The following is a 23,335-nucleotide window of genomic DNA, read 5'->3' on the forward strand; positions in this document are numbered from 1 at the left end:
TATAAGGACATTAATCATGGGTTTTGTTACACGAACCGGAAAATTAAGAAAAGTTAGACGAAAGCATCTTCAGAAAGGCGATGTGGTATTTGAAGGCAGCTTCTGAGGTGGTGATTTAGACTTGAATTGACCCTGGGTCATAGAGCTGTAACATTCATGTAGTAAAAGTCTCACGATCCCATCTTCTTTGGCTTTTTAACGACCTCACCATGCTGCCTTCTCCAGATTCAACCTTGCTAAACCGTGAGTTGTCCTTGCTCAAGTTCAATGAGCGAGTGCTGGCCATGGCCGAAAATTCGACCACGCCTTTGCTGGAGCGCTTGCGCTACATCTGTATTGTCAGTTCCAACCTGGACGAGTTTTTTGAAATTCGTATCTCCAGCCTTAAAGAACAGATTTTGCAAAATCCTCATCAAGTGGGGGATGATGGATTTTTGCCTCAACAGGCTTTTGACAAGGTGCAGGCTGCCGCCCACCAACTGGTCGAGAAACAGAATGACCTTTTGATGGATGAGGTTTTGCCTACCTTGATGGATGAAGGCATTGGCCTGTTGCTGACCGCGTTATGGACACCTGCCCAGCGCGAGTGGGCCTATCAAACCTTTTTGCGTGATGTCATGCCTTTGCTCACGCCTATCGGTCTGGACCCGGCGCACCCATTTCCCCGTGTTTACAACAAAAGCCTGAATTACATCGTTGAGCTGAGCGGCGAGGATGCGTTTGCCCGTACCGGTACGATTGCGATTGTGCAGGCACCGCGCGCCTTGCCTCGTGTGATCCGCGTGCCAGACGATATTGCAGGCATTCCACAGGGCTATATGCTGCTGACTTCCCTGATCAGCGTGTTCGTGGGCGAGTTGTTCCCCGGCATGGATGTGAAGGGTTGCTATCAGTGGCGCGTGACCCGCAACAGCGATCTGTTTGTGGATGAGGAAGAAGTCACCAACTTGCGCGCCGCCTTGCAGGGCGAGCTGTCGCAACGTAACTTCGGTGCGGCTGTGCGTCTGGAAATCGATCGCTCCATGCCCGAGCGCCTGGAGCGATTTTTGCAAAGCGAGTTTTCGCTTGATGTGCCCGATACCTATCGTGTCAGCGGCCCGGTCAATCTGACGCGCCTGATGCAGTTGTGCAATGTGCCGGATCGCCCGGACTTGCTGTTCCCGGATTACCGCGCGCCGATTCCCGCGCCCTTTGATTCTTCTTTTGAGTCCCCCGCACAGTTCTTTGAGGCCATTGCCCGCAAAGACCAGTTGCTGCATCACCCTTACCAGTCCTTTCAGCCTGTCCTGAGCTTTTTGCGTGCCGCCGCGGCCGACCCGGCTGTCGTGGGCATCAAGCAGACCATCTACCGTACGGGTGAAGACTCGGAGCTGATGAATATTCTGCTGTCAGCCGCACGCGCAGGTAAAGAAGTGACGGTGGTGGTGGAGTTGATGGCGCGCTTTGACGAGCAGACCAATATCAACTGGGCCGCCAAGCTGGAAGAAGTAGGGGCACACGTCAGTTATGGGGTGGTGGGGCACAAGACCCACGCCAAGATGGCCTTGGTGCTACGCCGTGAAGGTGGCCTGATTCGTCGTTATGGCCACTTGGGGACGGGGAACTATCACCCGCGTACCGCTCGCCTGTACACGGACTTTGGTTTGATTACGGCCAACCAGGAAGTATGTGAAGACATGGATAAAGTGTTTTCCATGTTGACGGGGCTGGGGGCCTGGCGGCCATTGAAGCAGTTGCTGCAATCGCCTTTCACCTTGCATGACAGCATGATGGACCGGATTCAGGCAGAAACGGAACGAGCCTTGGCGGGCAAGAAAGCACGCATCATGGCCAAGATGAATTCCTTGCTGGAACCCAAAATCATTCAGGCGCTTTATGACGCCAGCCAGGCCGGGGTCAAGGTAGACCTGATTGTGCGTGGTGCTTGCGCCTTGCGGCCTGGGGTGAAGGGTTTGTCGGAAAATATCCAGGTGCGTTCGATTATCGGCCGCTTTCTGGAGCACTCGCGTGTGTTCTATTTCTACAATGGCGGCCAGGAAGAAGTCTTTATTTCCTCCGCAGACTGGATGGATCGCAATTTCTTCCGCCGGGTGGAGCTGGGCGTGCCGGTACTGGATCGCAGCCTGAGAAAACGGGTTATTGCCGAAGCCTTTACCTACGCCTTGCGTGACAACCAACTGTCCTGGAAAGCCAACCCGGATGGCACTTATAACCGTATCCGTAGTCGTGGGGCGCCGTTCAACCTGCATTTGAATATGATGCAGCGTCTGGGCGGTGTGTGAAATACAGACTGTCATGAACGTGTCACATAGCCTGTTTACTATGACGACACATACAGGGTGGGCCTGTGATCTGACTATCATCAAGAGGGTTTCTCGATGTTAAAACGTGTATTCAACAAGGTAAGTATTGCTCTGGCGTTCAGCGCTTTTGCGGCTACTGCCACAGCAGCAGACGTAACCGGTGCCGGTGCGTCGTTCCCTTACCCAATTTATGCCAAGTGGGCGGCTGAATACGCCAAGCAAACCAATAACCGCGTTAACTACCAGTCGATTGGTTCGGGTGGTGGTCAGCAGCAGATTATTGCCAAGACTGTCGATTTCGGCGCTTCGGATGACCCAATGAAGGTCGAGACGCTGGAAAAAGAAAACCTGTTGCAGTTCCCCGCCGTGATTGGTGGTGTGGTTCCTGTGATCAACGTCGACGGCATCGAACCTGGTCAACTGAAACTGTCCGGCAAAGTGCTGGGTGACATCTACCTGGCCAAGATCACCAAGTGGGACGACGCTGCCATCAAGGCACTGAACCCCGACTTGACTCTGCCTAACAAAGACATCGTTGTGGTTCACCGCTCTGACGGTTCGGGCACCACCTTTGGCTGGACCAACTACCTGTCCAAAGTGTCCCCAGACTGGAAATCCCAGGTTGGTGAAGGCAAGGCTGTGAAGTGGCCTACCGGTCAGGGTGGCAAGGGTAACGAAGGTGTTGCCGCTTACGTGCGTCAGTTGCAGAACTCGATCGGCTACGTTGAATACGCTTACGCCAAGCAAAACAAACTGTCCTGGACCCAGTTGCAGAACAAGGACGGCCAGTTCGTCCAGCCTGGTCAGGAAAGCTTTGCTGCCGCCGCTGCGAATGCAGACTGGGCCGGTACACCTGGCATGGGTGTGATTCTGACCGAAGAGCCTGGTGCACAATCCTGGCCTATCACTTCGGCTACCTTCATCTTGATGCACAAGGTGCAAGACAAGCCTGAAAGCGGTAAAGAAGTGTTGAGCTTCTTTAACTGGGCCTTTGACAACGGTGCTCAAGCCGCTGCCGATCTGGACTACGTTGCACTGCCTAAAGACGTGACCGACAAGATCAAAGCGGCCTGGGCTGCGGAAATCAAGTCCAAAGACGGCGCAGCGGTCTGGAAGTAAGATTCGTGTTCAAATACAGGTCAGTTGTAAATTGATCTTGTGAGACGGCCCACCACTAGGTGGTGCCGTCTTTATTATGTAAAAATTACGGTTTTGTCTTGGACGCACGGCGCGTGACCTGATCGTTTTTTCGGACTCAAGCAGCCTTGGCTGTTACAGAATCCGTAAATCGGTTGCAGTGCGTTTGTCCCATTCCGGCCTGACCCTTCATCTGTCTACATGAAATCAAATCAGAACGCCTTTATGGACGGCATTTTCAAGAACATGACGCGCTCGTTTGCGTTCCTCGTGTTCATATTGCTGGCTGCCATCTCTATTTCCCTGATCTATGGAAGCCGGGAATCCATTGCCGAATACGGTTTCTCTTTTCTCTGGACGAATAACTGGGATCCGGTCAATAACGAATATGGCGCACTGGTGCCCATTGCCGGTACCTTGCTCACTTCCCTGATCGCACTCTGTATTGCGGTGCCGGTCTCTTTCGGGATTGCGATGTTCCTGACGGAACTCTCGCCAGCCTGGCTGCGTCGTCCTTTGGGAACGGCTATTGAAATGCTGGCCGCCATCCCTTCCATCATTTATGGCATGTGGGGCCTGTTTGTTTTTGTGCCCCTGTTCCAGCGCTATGTGCAGCCCAGCCTGATCTCTCTGTTTGACGGGGTGCCTTTGCTGGGTCAGATCTTTGCGGGCCCTCCCTTCGGGATTGGTGTGTTCACCGCCGGTCTGATTCTGTCCATCATGGTGATCCCCTTCATTACCGCGGTGATGCGTGACGTCTTCGAGCTGGTTCCTCCCATGCTCAAAGAATCTGCTTACGGTCTGGGCAGCACGACCTGGGAAGTGATGTGGCGTGTGGTTTTGCCCTTCACCAAGAACGGGGTGATTGGCGGCATCATGCTGGGCCTGGGGCGTGCTCTGGGTGAAACCATGGCCGTTACCTTTGTGATTGGTAACTCCTTTAACTTGCCCAGTTCGCTGTTTTCGCCGTCGAACTCGATTGCGTCGGCACTGGCCAACGAGTTTAACGAAGCCGGTGGCATGCAGAAGTCTGCCTTGCTGGAGCTGGGTCTGATCCTGTTCCTGATCACCACAGTTGTATTGGCGATCTCCAAGTTGCTCTTGTTGCGTCTGGCCAAGAACGAAGGCACGTCGCGCTAAGGATCACCTACCATGTTTGATAAAAAATCCGCAATTAGTCTGAGCAACCCGATCTACAAACGCAGGCAGGTGTTTAACCGCCTGATGCTGGGTGTGTCTTTTGCTGCTTTGATCTTTGGCCTGTTCTGGCTGTTCTGGATCATCTGGACCCTGATCGAAAAGGGCAGCAGTGCCATGGCCTGGTCCTTGCTGCTGGAAAGCACACCGCCTCCCGGTGGTGAGGGTGGTCTGCTCAATGCCATCGTCGGTAGTGTCATGATGGCTGGCGTGGGTACCCTGATCGGTACGCCTATCGGCATTCTGGCGGGTACTTACCTGGCTGAATATGGTCAGCGTGGCTGGCTGGCTCCGGCAACCCGCTTTTTGAACGACGTGCTGCTGTCGGCTCCGTCCATCATTATTGGTCTGTTCATCTACGCCGTATACGTGGCCCAGGTGGGACACTATTCGGGTTGGGCGGGTGCCTTGGCACTGGCTATTCTGGTGATCCCCGTGGTGGTGCGTTCTACCGACAATATGCTGATGCTGGTTCCCAACGGTCTGCGTGAAGCGGCTTCGGCTTTGGGCTGCCCCAAGTGGAAAGTGGTGATGGCCATCTCTTACCGCGCAGCCTTGCCTGGTATCGTGACTGGCGTTCTGCTGGCCGTGGCTCGTATTGCCGGTGAAACCGCACCGCTGTTGTTTACAGCCCTGAACAACCAGTTCATGTCCTTGAACATGAACGCACCTCTGGCTAACTTGCCAGTGGTTATTTTCCAATACGCTGCCAGCCCTTTCGAGGACTGGAACCGACTGGCCTGGGCGGGTGCAGTTCTAATCACCTTGCTGGTGTTGGGTATCAATATCCTGGCCCGCAGCCTTTTCCGCCAAAAATAACATTTTCACGGAGCGCCCTTGTCGGCTATCGCTATGAGTCAAATTATTACCCCCGCCGAATCGATCAAGATTGAAATCAAAGACTTGAATTTCTACTATGGCAAGTTCCATGCCCTGCGCAACGTGAACATGTCCATCAAGGAAAAGAAAGTCACGGCCTTTATCGGACCTTCGGGTTGCGGTAAATCCACCTTGCTGCGCACGCTGAACCGCATGTACGAGCTGTACCCCGGCCAACGTGCTGAAGGCGAAATCCTGCTGGACAATGAAAACCTGCTGACTTCCAAGCAGGACATTTCCCTGATCCGCGCCAAAGTGGGCATGGTGTTCCAGAAGCCCACGCCGTTCCCCATGAGCATTTACGACAACGTGGCCTTTGGCGTGCGTTTGTTCGAGCGCCTGAGCAAAGGTGAAATGGACGAACGTGTGGAATGGGCCTTGTCCAAAGCCGCACTGTGGAATGAAGTGAAAGACAAGCTGCACCAAAGCGGTAACGGCCTGTCTGGTGGTCAGCAGCAGCGTCTGTGTATTGCCCGTGGTGTGGCGATCAAACCTGAAGTTCTGCTGCTGGACGAACCTTGTTCGGCACTGGACCCGATTTCTACGGCCAAGATCGAAGAGCTGATTGCGGAATTGAAAACGGACTACACCGTGGTGATCGTGACCCACAACATGCAGCAAGCTGCTCGTTGCTCGGACTACACCGCGTATATGTACCTGGGCGAGTTGATGGAATTTGGTGAAACCGACCAGATCTTCGTTAAGCCTGCTCGTAAAGAGACTGAAGACTATATTACTGGTCGTTTCGGTTAATCAGACGGATGCAGGCAAAGCTGCCTCGCGGCGCTTTGTCTGGAGTTTGATGAGAGCCATACTTCCACATCGGGGCAGTCGTTCCTCTGTGGCAAACACCCCAATCGCTGGATTTATGTCCAATGATTGGGGTGTTTTTTTATCCCTTGGCGCGGTTATGCGGAGTTGGCTCCGGTAATGGGAGTAGCGATGGTCTTGAGTCGTGCTGCTTGTAGACGTGACCTGATTCAGGCGAGCGACAATTGACAGCCAGCAGCCAGCAGCCAGCAGCCAGCAGCCAGCAGCCTGCAATCCCCCGTAGACTGTTCGCTTACTGGCTCAACTTGCGTAAAGCATGGCGTATGACTTTGCCGGTGGTCGTCATAGGCAGGGCATCCACAAATTCGATCAGCCGTGGGTACTCATGTGCAGCCACCCGGCGCTTGATGTGCTCCTGAATCTCCTTGACCAGCGCTTGTGATGGTTCGACATCCTCTTTCAGCACAATAAAGGCTTTCACCACTTCAGTGCGCTCCGGGTCGGGCACGCCAATGACCGCGGCCATCGCGACAGAAGGATGCCCCATCAGGCCATCTTCAATCGGGCCTGGGCCAATGCGGTAGCCGGAACTGGTGATTACATCATCATCCCGGCCTACGAACTGGATATAGCCGTCCTCGTCCTGCATGCCTTTGTCGCCCGTCAGCAGCCAATTGCCCACGAATTTCTCATGAGTCGCCTCAGGTCTTTGCCAGTAGCCCAGAAACATCACCGGATCGGGAGTTTGCACGGCAATATGGCCTTCGACCCCGGCTTTCTGAATTTGCCCCTGATCATCCACAATCGCGACCTTGTGCCCAGGCACCGCCTTGCCGATCTTGCCTGCCTGACCGGGAAACCAGGCCGAGCAGGAGGACACGATCATATTGCACTCGGTTTGCCCGTAGAACTCGTTGATGGTGATGCCCAGCTCCTGTTTTGCCCAATCCAGCAGTTGTGCGCCCAGTGACTCCCCACCGCTGGCAATGGATTGCAGTTTCAGAGGCCATTGCTCACGCGACCATTCACTGCGACGCAGCATCTTCAGGGCGGTGGGCGGCAGGAAGGTATGCGTGACGCCGTGTTCGGACATCAGCTTCCAGGTGGCTTCGGCGTCGAATTTGGGGAAGCGGTAGGCCAGAACGGGTATGCCGTGATGCCAGGCGGGTAACAGCACATCCAGCAAGCCGCCAATCCAGGCCCAGTCAGCGGGCGTCCACATCAGGCCTTCGCCTGTGGGCAGAAAGTTGTGCGACATTTCCACGCCGGGTAGATGGCCCAGTAGAACGCGATGCGCATGCAAGGCACCTTTGGCTGAGCCCGTGGTGCCGGAGGTATAGATCAGCAAGGCAGGGTCGTCAGCACGGGTATTCAGCGTAGAGGGGGCAGGGTTGGGGTGCGCCTGGATGGCTTGCCATAGGGACAGCGCTGGGTCTTGATCGTGTCGGCTATCACTTTGATAAAGGTGCTTGAGTTGCGGCAGGTGCTCCCGCAAAGGCAATACCGTATTCAGTCCCGTTTGATCGGTAACGATTGTGCTGGCACCGGAGTCACTCAGGCGATAGCGCAAGGCATCCGTGCCAAACAGGGTGAATAAAGGCATGGCAATGGCGCCGATCTTGTAGGTCGCCAAATGCGCCAGGGCAGTTTCCAGACCTTGAGCCAGAAAAATGGCGATACGGTCGCCCGCCTGTATGCCTTGAGCTTGCCAGGCGGCGGCCAGCGAATCGGACCAGCTCTTGAGTTGATCGAAGGTGTAGCGTTTGACCTGACCATCGGGCAGTTGCTGGATCAGGGCCAGACGTCCGGAACCATCGGCCCATTTGTCGCAGGCGTCTTGGGCAATGTTGTAGTGCTCGGGGATGGACCAGTGAAATTCCGAGTAGCTTTGTGAGTAAACAGAATCAGCAGACAGCATGGGAGGCACTTTTTCCAAAGGTAAAACAGACCTCCATCCTAACGCTTATGGCGGGATGCCCCTATCCGGGCTAGTCAGTAGAGAGGCGAGTAGGGAGATGGAAAGAAGGCGACGCTGACTGGACGCTGAAAGTGACAGGTAAGAAAAACGGCGCTGGGGGGGCGCCGTTTTTCGTCCTGCTTTACTGCAACTGCCTGTACGACAACTGCTTTACTACAACTACCGACTTTTACTGCTAAAAGAACTGCATGTTGTCACTTCAAACGACTAACTACTGTTGCGAACAGCGACTGCTCAGGGAAAAGTGATAGAGATGCCCTCAGGTCCAAGGATTACTTGGCTTCCTTCGTGGCGGCATCACGATGTTGCTCGTGTCCTTCACGGTGACCACGACGATGCTGGCCATCGGTCTTGCGTTCCACCACGGTAAAGGCGCCGTTTTCACCTTCGGAGCGGACGCGGACGACTTTCCCGTCTTTATCCACGACCATGGCCATGATGTGATCACCACGCTGGTGCAAGCTACCTACCTTGGTGTAGCCCGCGTCTTTCAGGCGCTGGTAGGCAGGACCAATGTCTTTGACTTCATCCGCGGTCAGGGGTTTGTGGTCGCGGGCCTGACGTGTTTGTTTCTGGGCGGTTTGTGTTTGGGCCGTGGGGGTCGCTTCCTGGGCAATGGCAGCGGTGCCGCCCAACAGGCTGGCGCTCAACAACAAGGCGGAGAAAAGGGAAGTGCGTTTCATGTATAGCTCCTTCATGTAATCGAAAAGTAGTGCTGTCAGATTCCTGGGTAGCTTCCTTTTGAGTGGGGAAGGTTTGTTTGCCCTGTCAGCCTGGTGCCCATTATGAGCAAGCGGCTCTGAATCTAAACTGAAGTCGCTGTTCATGTTATGTTCATCCGCAGCTTGCTATATAAGGGGGGCGTGATCTTTTGATCCCTCTTTTTTTTCTGCACGTACCGGTTCCCATGATGTCCTTGAAACGATCTGCACTGCTTGTGTGTCTGGCCGCGGTTCTGACCGCCCTGATGCCACAGGTAGGAGCCCGCTCTCATGATGATGCCCCCGCCTGTGATACACATCGGCGGGGCGATTCGTCCTGGGAGACGCAAGAGCGCCCGGACTGGTCAGGGCATGAGTATTGGCGTGATGAGGACAATGACAGGCGGGACGAGGACTGTGAACGCCGCCCGCCACCACCACCTCCGCCGCCTAGAGATCGTTTTGGGCCTAACCCTGATTGGCCCCCCGGACCGGCGTATCGAGGCCATGATCAGGCCCGTGAGGCTGTACGCCGGGGTGAGGCCTTGCCCTTGAGGGAAGTACTGCGGCGTGTCCGCGGTGATTATCCTGGCCGGGTGCTGCGAGTGCAGTTTGAATATGATGATCACTTTGAGCTTTGGGTGTACGACATCCGCATGCTGTTTGACGACAACCGTCTCCTGCGACTGAAAGTAGATGCCTTGAGCGCCGAAGTGCTGCTTGTGCGTGGCGTTAAGCGTCCGCATTCCAAAGGACATTGATATGCGGATACTGGTTGTCGAGGACGAACCCACTCTGGCGGCACAATTGCAGCAGGCCCTGGAGCGGGCCGGTTATGCCGTGCAGGTAGCCCATGATGGTGAACAAGGCCACTACCAGGGTGAAGTCGAAGCCTTTGATGCGGTTGTGCTGGATCTGGGCTTGCCGGGGATGGATGGCGTATCGGTATTGAGGCGCTGGCGTGCATCGGACATCAATATGCCGGTGCTGATTCTGACCGCCCGTAATGACTGGCACGACAAGGTGGAAGGCATGGATGCGGGGGCGGATGATTATGTGGCCAAGCCCTTTCACATGGAAGAGCTGCTGGCCCGTATGCGTGCTTTGCTGCGTCGTGCGGCGGGGCAGGCGAATCCGCGCTTGCAATTAGGTGAACTGGAGCTGGATGCACGCTCCTCCTCGATCAGTTGTGCGGGTATGGTTCTGGCCTTGACCAGCCATGAATATCGCTTGCTGGCGTTCATGATGCATCACCCCGGTCAGGTCCTGTCACGTACGCAATTGACCGAGCATATTTACTCTCAGGACTTTGAGCGCGACTCCAATACCATCGAGGTTTTCATTGGTCGTCTGCGCAAGAAATTGCCACCGGGCTATATCGAAACGGTGCGCGGAATGGGGTATCGCCTGGTGGACCCGCAAGCATGATTGCGCTTCGCGGTCGTACCACCCTGGGTTCCTTGCGCAGTCGATTGCTGCTGGGGACCTTGGCCTGGATTTTGCTCAGCATTATCTTGGCCGGTCTGGGTTTGAACCGCTTGTTTCAGGACCACGTATATCGCCAGTTTGAGCAGCGTTTGCAAACGCATCTGGACCAGATCATGGCTGACGTGAATCTGGACAGCAGCGATGGCGTAACTTTGCAATCACGCTTGAGCGATCCCTTGTTCGAGCAGCCTTATTCGGGCATGTATTGGCAAATTGCACGTCAGGAAGCGGGCAGTAATCAGTGGACAGTGGCCTTGCGCTCGACCTCCCTGTGGGATGAAGCCCTGGATGTGAATGCGCCTGATACGCCCAATGGCGTCTTGTCGCTGACAGGCCCCGAAAAGCAGCGTCTGGTGGTGCTGCGTCAGGAGCTGGACGAGGTCAACGAGAAAGGCCAAAGCTTGCAGATCATGGTGGGCGGTAATCGGGAATTGTTGGCCGAACCTCTGGCCCGCTTTGAGCGGATTCTGTTTCTATCCTTGGGTGGCTTGGCACTGGGGCTGATTCTGGCCGCCGTGTTGCAAGTGGTGCTGGCTTTGTATCCCCTGCAATTACTGCGCCGCCGTTTACTGGATGTGCAGGAAGGACGAGAACCGCAGGTAGGTGGCAGCTTTCCTAGTGAAATTCAACCTTTGGTGGACGACTTCAATGCCGTGCTCAGTGCCAATGCAGGCATGGTGGACAGGGCGCGTGCGCAGGCCGGAAACCTGGCCCATGCGGTTAAAACACCGTTGACGATTATGGGTAATGCCGCAGAGGCACAAGACCCGCATCTGGCGGGCCTGGTAAGCGAACAGGTAGCCTTGGCTCAGCGGCAGGTGGATCATCATCTGTCACGTGCACGGGCGATGGCGGTACGGGCAATTGGAGTACGTACTGATGTGGCGACTTGTCTGCAATCCCTGTGTCGAGTGATGGGGCGCTTGCATAGCGACAAGCAGATTCATCTGGAGCTATCCGCTCAAGACCTGGTCTTTAAAGGTGAAGAGCAGGACCTGCAGGAGATGGCCGGTAACTTGCTGGATAATGCCTGCAAATGGGCGAGCCAGCATGTCTGGTGTCAGGTATGGCAGCAGGACAATGTGCTGCATCTGGTGGTGGAAGATGATGGCCCCGGTCTGGACCCAGAGCAGTTGGAGCGTGTGTTTGGCCGTGGTCAGCGGGCCGATGAACGTCATCCGGGCTTTGGTTTGGGCTTGGATATTGTGCGCGAACTGGCGCGTAGTTATCAGGGACAAGTGCAGGCCAGTGCCTCGGAAAAAGGTGGCTTGCGTCTGGATTTGACCTTGGCCAGTTAAAACGCCCGGCAGAGCGGGCGCTTTTTTGGCTGTGTGGTCTGTGGAAAGAGGCAGACTAGTTCCAGGGGCCGCCGTCACCGCCCAGACTGTAGCGACCGGCACCAATCAAACCTACCGTTAGAGCACCAATCAGGAACATGCCCTGAAGCTCCAGAGCCCAAATACCCTGGGCATTAAAACTGCCAATCTGGTTGCTATGGGCCAGTAACAGGGCGATGACCATGTTCATGGCTACAATCAAACCACCCGCGCGGGCGTAGAAACCCAGAATCATCAGGACGGGAGCGATCACTTCGCCTATGTATACGCCCCAGGCCAGAAAGCCAGGCATATTATTGGCGATCAGCATTCTTTCGATGCCACCAATGCCATAACGTATCTTGGCGATGCCGTGCAGCAGGATCAAGATACCGACCGTGACACGCAGCAAGAGTTTTCCAAGATCATCACGAGACATACAGACGCTCCATTATGTAGTGGGACAGGAAGGTGCGTTATTGTAGAAGACCGGGTTCTTAAAAGTATGACGGAGCATTTACATGACACAACAGCAGGCTGTCGCAGCAGAACTGGCCCCCAGCGGGGTTTTGCGTGTTGCCATGAATTACGGCAACCCCGTCCTGGCCCAACGCGGTGCCACTGAGCAGTCACCCAAAGGGGTGTCGGCAGATCTGGCCCGCAGCGTGGCGCAAGAGCTGGGTTTGAGTGTGCACTTTCATGGCTATGACGCCGCCCAGGCGGTGGTGGAAGCTGTGTACAAGGATGAGTGGGATTTGGCCTTTTTGGCGATTGATCCCAAGCGTGCTGAAAAGATCCGTTTTACAGAAGCCTATGTGCATATCGAAGGCACCTATCTGGTGCGTGCCGATTCGATCTTCCAGGCGACGGATCAACTGGATAGGCATGGGGTCTGCATTGCAGTGGGGAAAGGGGCGGCTTATGACCTGTTTTTGAGCCGTAACCTGAAGCATGCCGATTTGGTGCGCGCTACGACCTCGGCTGCGGCCATTGATCTGTTTGTAGAGCAGGAACTGGATGCCGCTGCCGGTGTGCGCCAGCCTCTGGAACGCTATGCCAGTTCACGCAGTGGTCTGCGTGTTTTGCCGGATAGTTTCACTGTGATTCGTCAGGCGATGGCCGTGCCGTCGGAACGGACCCTGGCCCATGCCTGGATCGAGGCGTTTATTGCCCGACAGAAAAAAGAAGGGATGGTGGCGCAGTTTTTGGCCGATAGCGGCCAGGCCAATGTCACGGTGCCGGAATAGGCTGAAGACGCGTATTCAGCTCGTCTTGCAGAGCCTGTCTGAACAGGGCCTGTGCCTTGCCCACCTCCTGTCCTTTGGACTGCAGCAGATAAATTGGCAAGTCCAGGCCATTGCTGCCAGTCGCGAACTGGATGCGGCTCAAGCGCCCCGACTCCAGTGAGGGGCCCAGGCATGACAAGGGCAGGTTCGCCCAACCCAGTCCCCGCTCCACCAGTTCTAGCGTCAGGGAGAGGTTATCTGTCTTCCATTGGCGCAGACTGAGCATGGATCGGTCTTTGCCTATATCGTCGTCGGGGCTGGTGATCACAATCTGCCTGTAGGCCTTCAGATCTTCCAATGGCCGGGGGTTATCTTGCAGCAAAGGATGGCCCGGCGCGGCGACGGCGCTAATGGTTTCTGTCCATAGCGATTGCACAATCCCCACGCTTTCCAGTTCCAGCCCCCCATAGGCGATGCACAGGTCCAGCTCACGCTTTTTAAGAGCCTTGACCAAGGTGTCTTGCGGCGCAGTCCGCAGCTCTATGTCCAGGCCGGGATAGCGTTGCTCCAGAGCTTGCAGGGCAATCAAGGCAGGCTCGGGGTTCACATCACACACAATGCCAAGACGTAAATGGCTTTCCAGCCCACCCGATAATTCCTGCAAATGCAGGCGCAGACTTTGCAAGCGACTGCTGATCAGTTTGGCATCGGGCAGCATGGCCAGCAGCTCTGCCGTTGGGACCGGCTCACGGCGGCTGCGATCAAACAGGGGCAGGTCCAGTTCGGCCTCCAGATTGGCTACCGCCATGCTGACGGCGGACTGAGTGCGGCGCAAGGCGCGTGCCGCGGCGGAGAAGGAGCCGTGTTCGACCACGGCGAGCAGCAGTTCAAGATGATCACTGGTAAGCATGGCTAAACCATAAGTAAAACTGATGGAATCTGACTTTTTCTAAAAGCTGTACCCCGGATAATCATCCTTTCGGACATTTTGATCAAGGATATTTATCGTGCAGGGATGGAAAAGAAGAGTGGTCTATGTAGGTATGTTCGAGCTGTTGGGCATGATGGTGGCGGCTGTCGTGCTAGGACACTTGAGCGGGGCGGGGGCGATGGAGAGCGGTGTGCTGTCTTTCATGATCAGTACGTGCGCGGTATCGGTGAACCTGTTTTACAACATGCTGTTTGAGGCTTGGGAGCGTCGTCGCCAGATTCAGGCGCGCACCTTCTGGCATCGGGTGCTGCATGTGGCCGGATTTCAGATCGTGCTGGTTTCCTTGCTGATTCCGCTGATCGCGTGGTGGCTGGATGTCAGCCTGTGGAAGGCATTTCTGATGGAAGCGGTGCTGTTGGCTTTCTTTCCCATCTTTGCATTCATCTACAACTGGGCGTTTGATTCTATTTTTGGCTTGCCCAATTCGGTCGGGATCAGTTCCAGCCAGGCCTAAGCGGTAGTGGCCCAGTGGCTGCCAGGACCCGTGTCGTCGCAGCCAGCTCATTGATTCAGCAAAACAAAAAGGCCTTGCAGATTGCTCTGCAAGGCCTTTGAATTTTTTGGTCGGGGCGATAGGATTCGAACCTACGACCCTCTGGTCCCAAACCAGATGCGCTACCAGGCTGCGCTACGCCCCGACTAAGCAAAAAATTATATCTCGTGGCGATGAACTTGGCAAGCAAATGCCCACCACAAAAAAGGGCTTGAAGGTATTTATCGGGAGTCAGCTAATTTTCAGCGCTGTAAAGATATGTTTTTATCTTTGGCTTAAATATTTCAGGTGCTTATAGTTAAGTGGCAAGCTGATAACAAAGCATGTGTTCTTTGTTGTTTTCCACACGAGTAGCATTTATGCACCGGGGGTTGGCAAAGACGTTGGGGGCGAATGCTGCTCATCAGTTTTCCAAAAAGGAGAAAGCACGATGAGCCAAGTTTTACAGGGTGGAATACTGACACGGCGGCACTTTCTGACAATGGTCGGGTATGCCGCAGGTGGTGCGGCCATGTATCAGGCCATGATGCGGCTGGGCCATGCGGCCGAAGGGAGTTACGACGGCCCTATCCGCCTGGAAGGTAAACCCAAGCCCGGGACTTCTGTCGTCATTCTGGGGGCTGGTCTGGCGGGTATGGTGGCCGCTTTGGAGCTGCGCAATGCAGGCTACAAGGTCAAGATCCTGGAGTTCCGGGAGAAAGTAGGCGGGCGAAATTGGTCTTTGCACGGCGGAGACAGTTTTACCGAGCTGGGCGGAGCCAAGCAGGAGGTGAAGTTCGACAAGGATCAGTACATTAATCCCGGTCCGTGGCGGATTCCCTTTCATCACAGAGCCTTGATTGATTACTGCAAACGACTCAAAGTCCGGCTGGAGCCCTTTGTCCAGTACAACTACAACGCTTACTTGCACAGCAGTAAACATTTTGATGGCAAGCCGCAGCGCTTTCGCCATATCCACGCGGACTTTCAGGGACAGGTGGCCGAGCTGCTGTCCAAGGCCATCAATACCCAGGCGCTGGATGCACCCATGTCCAAAGAAGATCAGGAAAAGCTGCTGGAGGCTCTGCGTAGCTGGGGAGCGCTGGACAAGAACATGGCTTACGTTAAAGGTCATGCCAGCTCTGATGTGCGCGGCTTTGAGCGGGACCCAGGCGGTGGCTTGAACGCCGAGCCCGTTTTTTCCGAGCCTCTGGCTCTGGCCGATATTGTGCGTTCCAGCGTTTGGCACAATATGGGCATTCACGATCTGTATGAATTCCAGCAAACCATGTTCCAGCCTGTGGGCGGTATGGATCAGATCGGGGTGGCGTTTGGTAAAGAGCTGGAAGGGCTATTTACCTTTAATGCCAAGGTCACGGCCATCAAGCAAAGCGATGGCAAAGTCACGGTGACGTATACCGATCAGACCAAGAACGAGGAGCATAAGGAAACGGCAGACTGGTGTGTCTGCACCATTCCGCTGTCCGTGTTGAGCCAGATCGAAGTCGACTCCAGCAAGGAAATGCGGGCAGCTATTGACGCTGTGCCGTATGCGCCATCGGTCAAGATCGGCTTGCAATTCAAGCGACGCTTTTGGGAGGACGATGAGGCCATTTACGGTGGCATCAGCTATACGGATCTGCCCATTACCCAGATTTCTTACCCCAGTGGCGGGATGAATGCCGGGGGCAAGGGCGTGTTGCTGGGGGGCTATATGTTTGGGCCTAGTGCGACAGAATGGTCCTCGCTCAGTCCTGAGGATCGCGTCAAACATGCGCTGGAGTATGGCGCGCAGATTCACCCTCAATACAAGGATGAGTTTGAAAGCGGGGTGGCCGTGGCCTGGCACCGCGTGCCGTGGACCTTGGGTTGCTACGGTTTATGGACGGATCAGACCCGCAAGGCGCATTACAACAACCTGTGTCAGATAGACGGTCATCTGGTGCTGGCTGGTGAGCATGCATCCTATATCAACGCCTGGCAGGAGGGGGCGATTCTGTCTTCCCTGAATGCGATTACGCGCTTGCATAGCCAGGCTGTGGGTAATCAGCAAGCCGATTCCAAAGGAGCCCAGTCATGATGATGCGATCTTTAGCGATACTGCTGGCTTCTGGCTTTCTGACTGTCAGCTATGCCGATACGGCGGTGGTGGGAGGTGACACCCAGGTCTTTACCCAGAAAACGGGCAAGGAGTTGTATGAACAGGTCTGTGCCTCTTGCCACATGCTTGATGCCAAAGGGGCGACAGGGGCGGGGACCTATCCTTCCCTGTCCAAAAATCCCAAGCTGGGAGCACCGGCCTATGCCGTGTTCATGGTGACCCAGGGCAATCGGGCCATGCCGGGTTTAGGTGGTTTGATGAATGACGAGCAAATTGCCGAGGTGGTTAATTATGTACGCTCGCATTTTGGCAATGAGTTCAGTGACAAGGTCACAGCCAAGGATGTAGCGGCGCAACGGCCCAAAGACCATCAGTATGTTGATCTGAACTGATAAGGATCATGGAGAGGCAGGGCCGGGGCTTCAGGCTCGATAGCCCTGCTGAATCCACTGCATGCAAAACAGGAAGATAAATATTGCTACCGGGATAGGCAGCAGGGCGAAAAGCCGAATACCCAAACGGCGTGCCTGCCCACGCAGGCCGCGCTTGTAAACATGGAGGCTGATCAGGCAAGCGGACAGGGGGAACAGAAAGACGGGCAGAATCAGAAATAGAGTGGGCACGGTCAGCAGGCACAGCAGCCAGGCAAGACTGCTCAAACCTATAATTCTTGAGTCGCTCATTTCGGATTCCTGATCATGTTTTGCGCCTAAAGCATAAGGTACTTGAGGTGGCAAACGGATGTTGCTGGTGGGGGAGGTATCAGACCCAGGCGCTGTCTGGTGAAACAGGCTAATTGAAGGTTGCTCGTGGGTGAGCAGCAAATGAATCCGGCAGAAAAACAAGCCTTGCCCGATAAGCGGGCAAAGAAAAAGGCTTAGTTCACTGTGTAATGAACTAAGCCTTTAATTCTTTAATGGTCGGGGCGATAGGATTCGAACCTACGACCCTCTGGTCCCAAACCAGATGCGCTACCAGGCTGCGCTACGCCCCGACTAAAGACAAGCATGATAGAACGGATTTAGCGCTTCGTCAAGCGCTGCACGCTCTGATTTAACGCTTTTGCAGGTGAGGCAGGGTGTAAGCCTGCTCATGGTAGGCCCAGCTAGGCCAGAGCACGTGAGCCAAGGCTTCTTTAGCCAGTGCTTCGTCAATCTGCTCCAGCGCGTCGTATTTGTCCGGTGCGGTATAGCGATACTGGCAAGGCGGCAGGTGGGGCATCAGCACAGTCAGGATGTCGCCTTTCAGATAACCGTAGTTCTCGAAGTACTGCATCATGGCCCGGTCGCTGTCTTGCTGGGTCAGGTCACGCCCAATCATGGGGTGTTCGCTTTCAATTCCCATCAGGGACAGCAAGGTGGGGGCCATATCGATCTGGCTGACAATGCGGTCGTCCTGGCGGCTGGGCACGCCTGCTCCCAGAATCAGGGCAGGGATATGGAAGTGGCGCAGGGGCACCAGATTGGCGCCGCCGACGCGGGAATCGTGATCGGCCACAATCAGGAATACGGTGTTGTCCCAGTATTCAGATTCACGGGCTTTCTTGAAAAAGTCGCCAATGGCCCAGTCGGCATAACGCACGGTGTTCTCGACTGTCGCAGGATCGCCGTCAACCTGAATGCGGCCAGCAGGATACTCCCAAGGTGAGTGATTGCTGACGGAAAAAGCCAGTGTCAGGGTGGGCTGTTCAGTGTCCTGGCTAAGCAGTTGGTGCAGTTTGTTGAACATGTCCTCGTCGCTGGCACCCCAGGTGCCGACAAACTCGGGGGATTCAAAGCTGGACTGCTCATGCAGCTCATCAAAGCCATTACCCAGGAAAAAGCTCTTCATATTGTCAAAGTGGGCTTCACCGCCATAAATAAAGCGCGAGCGGTAGCCTTGTTCCTTGAGCAACTGGGCCAGGGTGAAAAAGCGGGTTTGGGAGCCGGGCAGGCGCAGCACTGCATCGGCCACGGTGGGCGGGAAACCGGCGGAAACGGCTTCCAGACCGCGCACAGAACGGGTGCCCGTTGCGTAGGCACGACGGAAGTTCCAGCCCGTTTCAGCCAGCTTGTCCAGTTCCGGGGTCAGGTTTGCGCCGCCCAGATTGCTGACGTATTGTGCGCCCAGGCTTTCTTCCACAATCAGAACCAGATTGGGCTTGCGTGTACCTTTCTGGGCGGGTGTTTGGCGGTGCAGAGTGGGCAGATTATCCGGCCCGGCGGGCAGGGATGCAGCATCGCGCACAATCTGGTTCATTTCCGCTGCATCCATGCCGCCGTAAATGTCTTCAGCAGAGCGCTCGTTTTTCATGCTGTAAATGGCGTAGGCCACGTTGTACAGCGAGTTCAAGGGCAGGGTGTTGAGCATGCTGTCGCTGCTCCAGGCCACCGATGAAGGGTTGATGGGGCGGTGCGCCAAGGTGCCGCGTATCGCCAGGGCGCACAAGGCGGCGCCGACCAGCATCCAGATAGGACGCAGCCACCAGCTCATGACCGGATCGGGGGCGATATGCCCAAAAATAGACCAGCCTGAATAGACAATCAGCCCCAGCCCGATCAGGGCGATACCAATCATCAGTTTGTAGCCCTTCCAGAGCATGCCCATCACTTCCTGAGGGTGCTTCAGGTAATCCACGTACAGGCGGTTTGGACGGGTGTCGTATTCAATAATGAATTGGGGCGTGGACACTTCCAGCAAGGTCAGCAGGAACCAGGCGAAGGTAAACCAGAGAGCCGCTACCGTGGTCATCACGGGGAAATGTCCCACCCAAGGGGCCAGCAGCACAACAGGAGCACTTAAGGCGGCAATCATCAGGGCGTCAATACGCAAGCCACCTATCAGAATCGGCAGCAGTCCTCCCGCCTGACGCACACGTGGCCACTGCCAAAAGGCAAAGGCCAGCCTGAACGCAGTCAGCAAGATCAGGGCAGAGGGAATAAAGACGTAAACAAGATGGCGCATAAGAATGTGGTCCTGGGCCGACCCATACGCCACGGACGGTGGCACTGGCATCGAATTGCACGATTGTATGTCAGTTTAATAAGCAAACTATGTCGTTAAACGGACAGGGTCTGAACGGGGGAAGCGTTCCAGGGGCCAGGTAGCGTTCAAGAGCAAAAAAAAGAGCAGGCTGCTTGCTAAGACAGCCTGCTATTAAGGAGGAGCTAAAGGGGCCCAGCCCTGAGCTCAGGGCTGGGGGCAGGCTTAGGCAACGCGTTGGCTGGGTTCCGTGCGAGAACGGAATTGGCTACGTTGCTGTTCGCGCTGGGCGTAGGCTTTGAGGTGACCAGCATCTTTGACATGGCCATAGCCACGGATCAGATCCGGGTAGTTCAGCCAACGCTGCGCCACTTCCAGATTGTCTGCATCCAGGTGTGCGCTGACTTCGTTCAGGTCGGCCAGATAGTCTTCAATGTTCTGACGTTCCTGACGACGCTCCTGGGTGTAGCCAAAGATATCCAGCGCCGAGCCACGCAAACCACGCAGACCGGCCAGAATCTTGAACAGGCTTCGGGTCGAGGGGCCGAACTTGCTCTTGATAGGCTGGCCCTGGCTGTTCTTGCGACCTAGCAGGGGTGGAGCCAGATGGTATTGAATCTGGTAGTCCTTGCCAGGCTCACCCGCAAATTGGGCACGCAGCTTATCCAGGAAAGCCGGGTCGGTATAAAGACGGGCGACTTCGTACTCGTCCTTGTAGCTCATCAGCTTGGCCAATTGCGTGGCGGCGATACGGGTCAAAGGCAAAGCCTTGTCCTGATCCAGGCGGGACTCACGCTCCATGACGGAGGTGATGGCATCACGGTAGCGCTTGGCCCAGGCCGGATTCTGATAGGCGCTCAGGTGTTCTTCCATGCGCTTGATCAGGGATTGCACGCTTTCAGGGAAGGCAACGGCGCGAGCCTTGGATGTGGCACCTTCCATCAAGGCTTCAATCCCTTTCTCCGCCGCCAGGCGGCCCCACTGGAAGGCTTTGCGGTTGGCTTCAACGGACACGCCGTTCAGCTCAATGGCGCGCAGCAGGCTGTCCATGTGCAGAGGAATCCAACCACGCTGGAAGGCATAGCCCAGCAAGATGGGATTGGCATAGAGAGCATCGCCCATGACGTGTACGGCCAGGGCGTTGGCATCCAGATAGCGGATATCCTGGCCCACAGCGCTTTCAATATCTGTGCAGGCGGTTTGCAGTGGGAATTGCCAGTGCGCGTTGCCAATCAGATCCGAGGTGGGGCTGGCTGCCGTATTGATAATGGTGTGCGTGCGGTCGCGACTGACGCGGCTCAGTACATCGGTGGAGGCGCTAACCAGTGCATCGCTACCAATCAGCAAAGAAGCCTCGCCGGTAGGAACGCGTGTGGCATGCAGCAAGTCAGGCTGGCGAGCAATTTGTACGTGGCTCAACACGGCACCGCCTTTCTGTGCCAGACCGGCCATGTCCAGTACGCTGACGCCTTTCTGTTCAATATGAGCCGCCATGCCCAGCAGGCCGCCCACCGTGACCACACCAGTTCCACCAATACCCGCGATCAAAATGCCGTAGGTCTTGTCCAGGCTAGGTAGCTTGGGCAAAGGCAATTCGGCCAGATTGAAGGATTCCAGCGAGCGACCTTGCGCTTCCGGCTTGCGTACTTGCGCCCCTTTCAGGGTGACAAAACTGGGGCAGAAACCGTTAACGCAGGAGAAGTCCTTATTACAGGAGGACTGGTTGATACGACGCTTGGAACCCATAGGGGTGTCCAAGGGTTCTACGGACAAGCAGTTGGACTTGACCGAGCAATCCCCGCAGCCTTCACAGACCGTGTCATTGATAAAGGCGCGCAGGGCAGGGTCAGGATACGTGCCCTTTTTGCGACGGCGACGTTTCTCTGTGGCGCAGGTCTGGTCATAGACCAGGATGGTGGTGCCGGGTATTTCACGCAGCTCGCGCTGCACGCGGTCCAGCTCATCCCGGTGATAGATGGGGGGATTGCCCGCCAGGGTCAGACCCTTGAATTTTTCGGGTTCGTCGGTCACGACCACGATCTTGCGGGCGCCTTCCGCATGCACCTGGGCAATCACATCGGTGACTTTCAAAATCCCGTCTACGGGCTGGCCGCCTGTCATGGCGACGGCATCGTTATACAGAATCTTGTAAGTGATATTGGAGTTGGCAGCAATCGACGCACGAATCGCCAGTACACCCGAGTGGAAGTAAGTGCCATCGCCCAGGTTGGCAAAGACGTGCTTTTCATCGGTAAAGGGTTGCTGGCCAATCCAGGCTACCCCTTCGCCACCCATATGGCTGAAGGTGGACGTGTTGCGATCCATCCAGACCGTCATGTAGTGACAGCCAATCCCGGCCATGGCGCGCGAACCTTCAGGCACGCGGGTAGAGGTATTGTGCGGACAGCCCGAACAGAACCAGGGTTTGCGCTCTACGCTGACGCGCGGCATGCGGGCTTCACGGTCCTTGGCGTCCAGAATGGCCAGACGGGCCTGGATGCGGGCTTGCAGCTCCTCAGGCAGGTCCATGGTGCCCAGGCGGCGGGCAATCGCGCGCGCAATAATAGCGGGCGACAGTTCACCTTGCGGGGGCAACAGCCAGGGCGAGCGCGACAGAGACCATTCGCCACCGCCGTGTTCGGTTTCATCGAATTTGCCGTAGACCTTGGGGCGTACATCGTCGCGCCAGTTATACAGCTCTTCTTTCAGGGCGTATTCCAGAATCTGGCGCTTTTCTTCTACCACCAGAATTTCGGACAGGCCTGTGGCGAACTGGCGGGCGTCCTGCCCGTCCAGAGGCCAGATACAGCCCACTTTAAATAGTCGGATGCCTAGCTCGGCACAGAGCTCGTCGGACAGGCCCAGATCGGCCAAGGCCTGGCGAGTATCCAGATAGGCCTTACCGGCCGTCATGATGCCAAAGCGGGCGTCGGGCGAATCAATTTCGACACGGTTCAATTTGTTGGCACGCACATAAGCCAAAGCGGCGTACCACTTGTGGTTCATCATGCGGGCTTCCTGAGCCAGCGGAGGATCAGGCCAGCGAATATTCAGGCCGTCAGCCGGCATGTCCTCGATTTCGGGCAGGACGATTTTCAGATTGTCCGGGTCCAGGTCGACCGAGGCGTTCGATTCCACCACTTCGGTGACGCACTTCAAGGCCACCCACAGACCGGAGAATCGGCTCATGGCCCAACCATGCTGGCCGAAGTCCAGGTACTCCTGTACGTTGGCCGGATACAGCACGGGGATACCGGCGGCGGCAAAAACGTGATCGGACTGGTGGGCGACGGTGGAGGATTTGGCGCCGTGGTCATCGCCCGCCAGAACCAGCACGCCGCCATGACGGGCACTACCGGCCGAGTTGGCGTGCTTGAGCACGTCCATGGAGCGATCCACGCCGGGGCCTTTGCCGTACCACATGGCAAAGGTGCCGTCGAAACGGGCATTGGGGTAAAGATTGGTTTGCTGGCTACCCCAAACGGCGGTAGCGGCCAGGTCTTCGTTCAGCCCGGGCTTGAAGACGATGTCGTGTTCTTTCAGGTGTTTGCTGGCTTGCCACAGAGCCTGGTCTACGCTCCCTAATGGGGAACCCCGGTAGCCAGAGATAAAGCCGGCGGTATTCAGACCAGCGCGCTGGTCGCGTTCCTTTTGCAGCATGGGCAAGCGCACCAGCGCCTGTGTGCCGCTCATATAGGCGCGGCCCTTGGTGACAGTGTATTTGTCGTCCAGGGACACGGATTCCAACATGGCCTTGTAAGGTTTGTTGAGTGGGGCATTCATGAGTTTGTCTCCTGCAAGAAGGATGGTTTTC

The 23,335-nt window shown here is 55.9% G+C and carries 19 protein-coding genes and 2 tRNA genes; 12 read left to right on the forward strand and 9 right to left on the reverse strand.

Translation table 11 applies throughout. The features are described from left to right. Positions 1-209: 209 nt before the first annotated feature. The 5 genes from ppk1 (at position 210) to pstB (ending at position 6,269) form a co-directional block, all read left to right on the forward strand. The gene (gene ppk1 / locus JYG33_RS18045; protein ID WP_207873500.1) at positions 210-2,282 is read left to right on the forward strand and encodes a polyphosphate kinase 1; all 2,073 of its coding nucleotides are present in this window, start codon (positions 210-212) and stop codon (positions 2,280-2,282) included. Positions 2,283-2,378: 96 nt separating this feature from the next. After that, entirely contained in the window at positions 2,379-3,422 is a 1,044-nt protein-coding gene (gene pstS, locus JYG33_RS18050; RefSeq protein WP_207873501.1) for a phosphate ABC transporter substrate-binding protein PstS, read from the forward strand. A gap of 219 nt (positions 3,423-3,641) precedes the next feature. After that, positions 3,642-4,580, forward strand: coding sequence for a phosphate ABC transporter permease subunit PstC (gene pstC, locus JYG33_RS18055; RefSeq protein ID WP_207873502.1), 939 nt, complete (start codon positions 3,642-3,644; stop codon positions 4,578-4,580). A 12-nt stretch (positions 4,581-4,592) separates the two neighbouring features. Continuing rightward, the gene (pstA, locus tag JYG33_RS18060) at positions 4,593-5,456 is read left to right on the forward strand and encodes a phosphate ABC transporter permease PstA (RefSeq protein WP_207873503.1); all 864 of its coding nucleotides are present in this window, start codon (positions 4,593-4,595) and stop codon (positions 5,454-5,456) included. 33 nt (positions 5,457-5,489) lie between these two features. After that, on the forward strand, positions 5,490-6,269 hold the full coding sequence (gene pstB, locus JYG33_RS18065; protein WP_189392002.1) for a phosphate ABC transporter ATP-binding protein PstB: 780 nt from the start codon (positions 5,490-5,492) through the stop codon (positions 6,267-6,269). A 310-nt stretch (positions 6,270-6,579) separates the two neighbouring features. Here the strand turns inward: pstB and JYG33_RS18070 are convergent, their stop codons facing one another. Together JYG33_RS18070 and JYG33_RS18075 are read right to left on the reverse strand one after the other, a co-directional pair. Then, complete coding sequence (locus JYG33_RS18070; protein WP_207873504.1) at positions 6,580-8,205, reverse strand: acyl-CoA synthetase; 1,626 nt, start codon at positions 8,203-8,205, stop codon at positions 6,580-6,582. A 332-nt stretch (positions 8,206-8,537) separates the two neighbouring features. Then, positions 8,538-8,948, reverse strand: a complete 411-nt coding sequence (locus tag JYG33_RS18075; protein ID WP_207873505.1) for a hypothetical protein — start codon at positions 8,946-8,948, stop codon at positions 8,538-8,540. Positions 8,949-9,172: 224 nt separating this feature from the next. On the opposite strand from JYG33_RS18075, the gene JYG33_RS18080 reads away from it, so the two are divergent. The 3 genes from JYG33_RS18080 to JYG33_RS18090 are packed head-to-tail and all read left to right on the forward strand — an operon-like array spanning position 9,173 to position 11,752. Then, the gene (locus tag JYG33_RS18080; protein ID WP_207873506.1) at positions 9,173-9,727 is read left to right on the forward strand and encodes a hypothetical protein; all 555 of its coding nucleotides are present in this window, start codon (positions 9,173-9,175) and stop codon (positions 9,725-9,727) included. Between the two features lies 1 nt (position 9,728). Then, complete coding sequence (locus tag JYG33_RS18085) at positions 9,729-10,394, forward strand: response regulator transcription factor (protein WP_207873507.1); 666 nt, start codon at positions 9,729-9,731, stop codon at positions 10,392-10,394. Next, positions 10,391-11,752 (forward strand): ATP-binding protein, encoded by a 1,362-nt coding sequence (locus tag JYG33_RS18090; protein ID WP_207873508.1) that lies wholly within the window; start codon positions 10,391-10,393, stop codon positions 11,750-11,752. Before JYG33_RS18085 ends, JYG33_RS18090 begins: the two co-directional genes overlap by 4 nt. A gap of 55 nt (positions 11,753-11,807) precedes the next feature. Here the strand turns inward: JYG33_RS18090 and JYG33_RS18095 are convergent, their stop codons facing one another. Continuing rightward, complete coding sequence (locus JYG33_RS18095) at positions 11,808-12,209, reverse strand: DoxX family protein (RefSeq protein WP_207873509.1); 402 nt, start codon at positions 12,207-12,209, stop codon at positions 11,808-11,810. Between the two features lie 82 nt (positions 12,210-12,291). Between JYG33_RS18095 and JYG33_RS18100 the strand changes: the two genes are divergently transcribed. Continuing rightward, positions 12,292-13,017, forward strand: a complete 726-nt coding sequence (locus tag JYG33_RS18100; protein ID WP_207873510.1) for a transporter substrate-binding domain-containing protein — start codon at positions 12,292-12,294, stop codon at positions 13,015-13,017. Here the strand turns inward: JYG33_RS18100 and JYG33_RS18105 are convergent. Then, positions 13,001-13,906 (reverse strand): LysR family transcriptional regulator, encoded by a 906-nt coding sequence (locus JYG33_RS18105; protein WP_207873511.1) that lies wholly within the window; start codon positions 13,904-13,906, stop codon positions 13,001-13,003. The genes JYG33_RS18100 and JYG33_RS18105 overlap by 17 nt on opposite strands. 97 nt (positions 13,907-14,003) lie before the next feature. On the opposite strand from JYG33_RS18105, the gene JYG33_RS18110 reads away from it, so the two are divergent. Next, positions 14,004-14,441 carry a PACE efflux transporter gene (locus JYG33_RS18110; RefSeq protein WP_207873512.1) on the forward strand — a complete coding sequence of 146 codons (438 nt, stop codon included), beginning with the start codon at positions 14,004-14,006 and terminating at the stop codon, positions 14,439-14,441. Positions 14,442-14,548: 107 nt separating this feature from the next. Here the strand turns inward: JYG33_RS18110 and JYG33_RS18115 are convergent. Continuing rightward, positions 14,549-14,625: transfer RNA gene (locus JYG33_RS18115), tRNA-Pro, on the reverse strand. 285 nt (positions 14,626-14,910) lie between these two features. Between JYG33_RS18115 and JYG33_RS18120 the strand changes: the two genes are divergently transcribed. Both JYG33_RS18120 and JYG33_RS18125 read left to right on the forward strand, forming a co-directional pair. Further along, complete coding sequence (locus tag JYG33_RS18120; RefSeq protein WP_207873513.1) at positions 14,911-16,539, forward strand: flavin monoamine oxidase family protein; 1,629 nt, start codon at positions 14,911-14,913, stop codon at positions 16,537-16,539. Next, entirely contained in the window at positions 16,536-16,952 is a 417-nt protein-coding gene (locus JYG33_RS18125) for a cytochrome c (RefSeq protein WP_207873514.1), read from the forward strand. The genes JYG33_RS18120 and JYG33_RS18125 overlap by 4 nt, the downstream gene beginning before the upstream one ends. 30 nt (positions 16,953-16,982) lie before the next feature. Here the strand turns inward: JYG33_RS18125 and JYG33_RS18130 are convergent, their stop codons facing one another. The 4 genes from JYG33_RS18130 to JYG33_RS18145 all read right to left on the reverse strand — a co-directional run bounded on the left by JYG33_RS18130 (position 16,983) and on the right by JYG33_RS18145 (position 23,304). Further along, complete coding sequence (locus tag JYG33_RS18130; protein WP_207873515.1) at positions 16,983-17,243, reverse strand: hypothetical protein; 261 nt, start codon at positions 17,241-17,243, stop codon at positions 16,983-16,985. 234 nt (positions 17,244-17,477) lie between these two features. Beyond that, positions 17,478-17,554, reverse strand: a tRNA-Pro gene (locus JYG33_RS18135). A 59-nt stretch (positions 17,555-17,613) separates the two neighbouring features. Then, positions 17,614-19,503, reverse strand: coding sequence for an LTA synthase family protein (locus JYG33_RS18140; protein ID WP_207873516.1), 1,890 nt, complete (start codon positions 19,501-19,503; stop codon positions 17,614-17,616). 243 nt (positions 19,504-19,746) lie between these two features. Continuing rightward, positions 19,747-23,304: an indolepyruvate ferredoxin oxidoreductase family protein gene (locus JYG33_RS18145; protein ID WP_207873517.1), complete on the reverse strand. Its 3,558-nt coding sequence runs from the start codon at positions 23,302-23,304 to the stop codon at positions 19,747-19,749. Positions 23,305-23,335: the final 31 nt, after the last annotated feature.

The sequence above is a fragment of the Alcaligenes sp. SORT26 genome, assembly GCF_017377875.1.
Classification (GTDB): Bacteria; Pseudomonadota; Gammaproteobacteria; order Burkholderiales; family Burkholderiaceae_B; genus Alcaligenes; species Alcaligenes parafaecalis.

What these genes read in the sequence shown, in the direction of transcription:
- JYG33_RS18095 (WP_207873509.1), bottom strand. Translation starts at nt 12,209, where the DNA reads ATGTCTCGTGATGATCTTGGAAAACTCTTGCTGCGTGTCACGGTCGGT.
- JYG33_RS18120 (WP_207873513.1), top strand. Translation starts at nt 14,911, where the DNA reads ATGAGCCAAGTTTTACAGGGTGGAATACTGACACGGCGGCACTTTCTG.
- JYG33_RS18100 (WP_207873510.1), top strand. Translation starts at nt 12,292, where the DNA reads ATGACACAACAGCAGGCTGTCGCAGCAGAACTGGCCCCCAGCGGGGTT.
- pstA (WP_207873503.1), top strand. Translation starts at nt 4,593, where the DNA reads ATGTTTGATAAAAAATCCGCAATTAGTCTGAGCAACCCGATCTACAAA.
- JYG33_RS18130 (WP_207873515.1), bottom strand. Translation starts at nt 17,243, where the DNA reads ATGAGCGACTCAAGAATTATAGGTTTGAGCAGTCTTGCCTGGCTGCTG.
- JYG33_RS18075 (WP_207873505.1), bottom strand. Translation starts at nt 8,948, where the DNA reads ATGAAACGCACTTCCCTTTTCTCCGCCTTGTTGTTGAGCGCCAGCCTG.
- pstS (WP_207873501.1), top strand. Translation starts at nt 2,379, where the DNA reads ATGTTAAAACGTGTATTCAACAAGGTAAGTATTGCTCTGGCGTTCAGC.
- pstB (WP_189392002.1), top strand. Translation starts at nt 5,490, where the DNA reads ATGAGTCAAATTATTACCCCCGCCGAATCGATCAAGATTGAAATCAAA.
- JYG33_RS18090 (WP_207873508.1), top strand. Translation starts at nt 10,391, where the DNA reads ATGATTGCGCTTCGCGGTCGTACCACCCTGGGTTCCTTGCGCAGTCGA.
- JYG33_RS18145 (WP_207873517.1), bottom strand. Translation starts at nt 23,304, where the DNA reads ATGAATGCCCCACTCAACAAACCTTACAAGGCCATGTTGGAATCCGTG.
- JYG33_RS18070 (WP_207873504.1), bottom strand. Translation starts at nt 8,205, where the DNA reads ATGCTGTCTGCTGATTCTGTTTACTCACAAAGCTACTCGGAATTTCAC.
- JYG33_RS18105 (WP_207873511.1), bottom strand. Translation starts at nt 13,906, where the DNA reads ATGCTTACCAGTGATCATCTTGAACTGCTGCTCGCCGTGGTCGAACAC.
- JYG33_RS18140 (WP_207873516.1), bottom strand. Translation starts at nt 19,503, where the DNA reads ATGCGCCATCTTGTTTACGTCTTTATTCCCTCTGCCCTGATCTTGCTG.
- JYG33_RS18125 (WP_207873514.1), top strand. Translation starts at nt 16,536, where the DNA reads ATGATGATGCGATCTTTAGCGATACTGCTGGCTTCTGGCTTTCTGACT.
- pstC (WP_207873502.1), top strand. Translation starts at nt 3,642, where the DNA reads ATGAAATCAAATCAGAACGCCTTTATGGACGGCATTTTCAAGAACATG.
- ppk1 (WP_207873500.1), top strand. Translation starts at nt 210, where the DNA reads ATGCTGCCTTCTCCAGATTCAACCTTGCTAAACCGTGAGTTGTCCTTG.
- JYG33_RS18080 (WP_207873506.1), top strand. Translation starts at nt 9,173, where the DNA reads ATGATGTCCTTGAAACGATCTGCACTGCTTGTGTGTCTGGCCGCGGTT.
- JYG33_RS18085 (WP_207873507.1), top strand. Translation starts at nt 9,729, where the DNA reads ATGCGGATACTGGTTGTCGAGGACGAACCCACTCTGGCGGCACAATTG.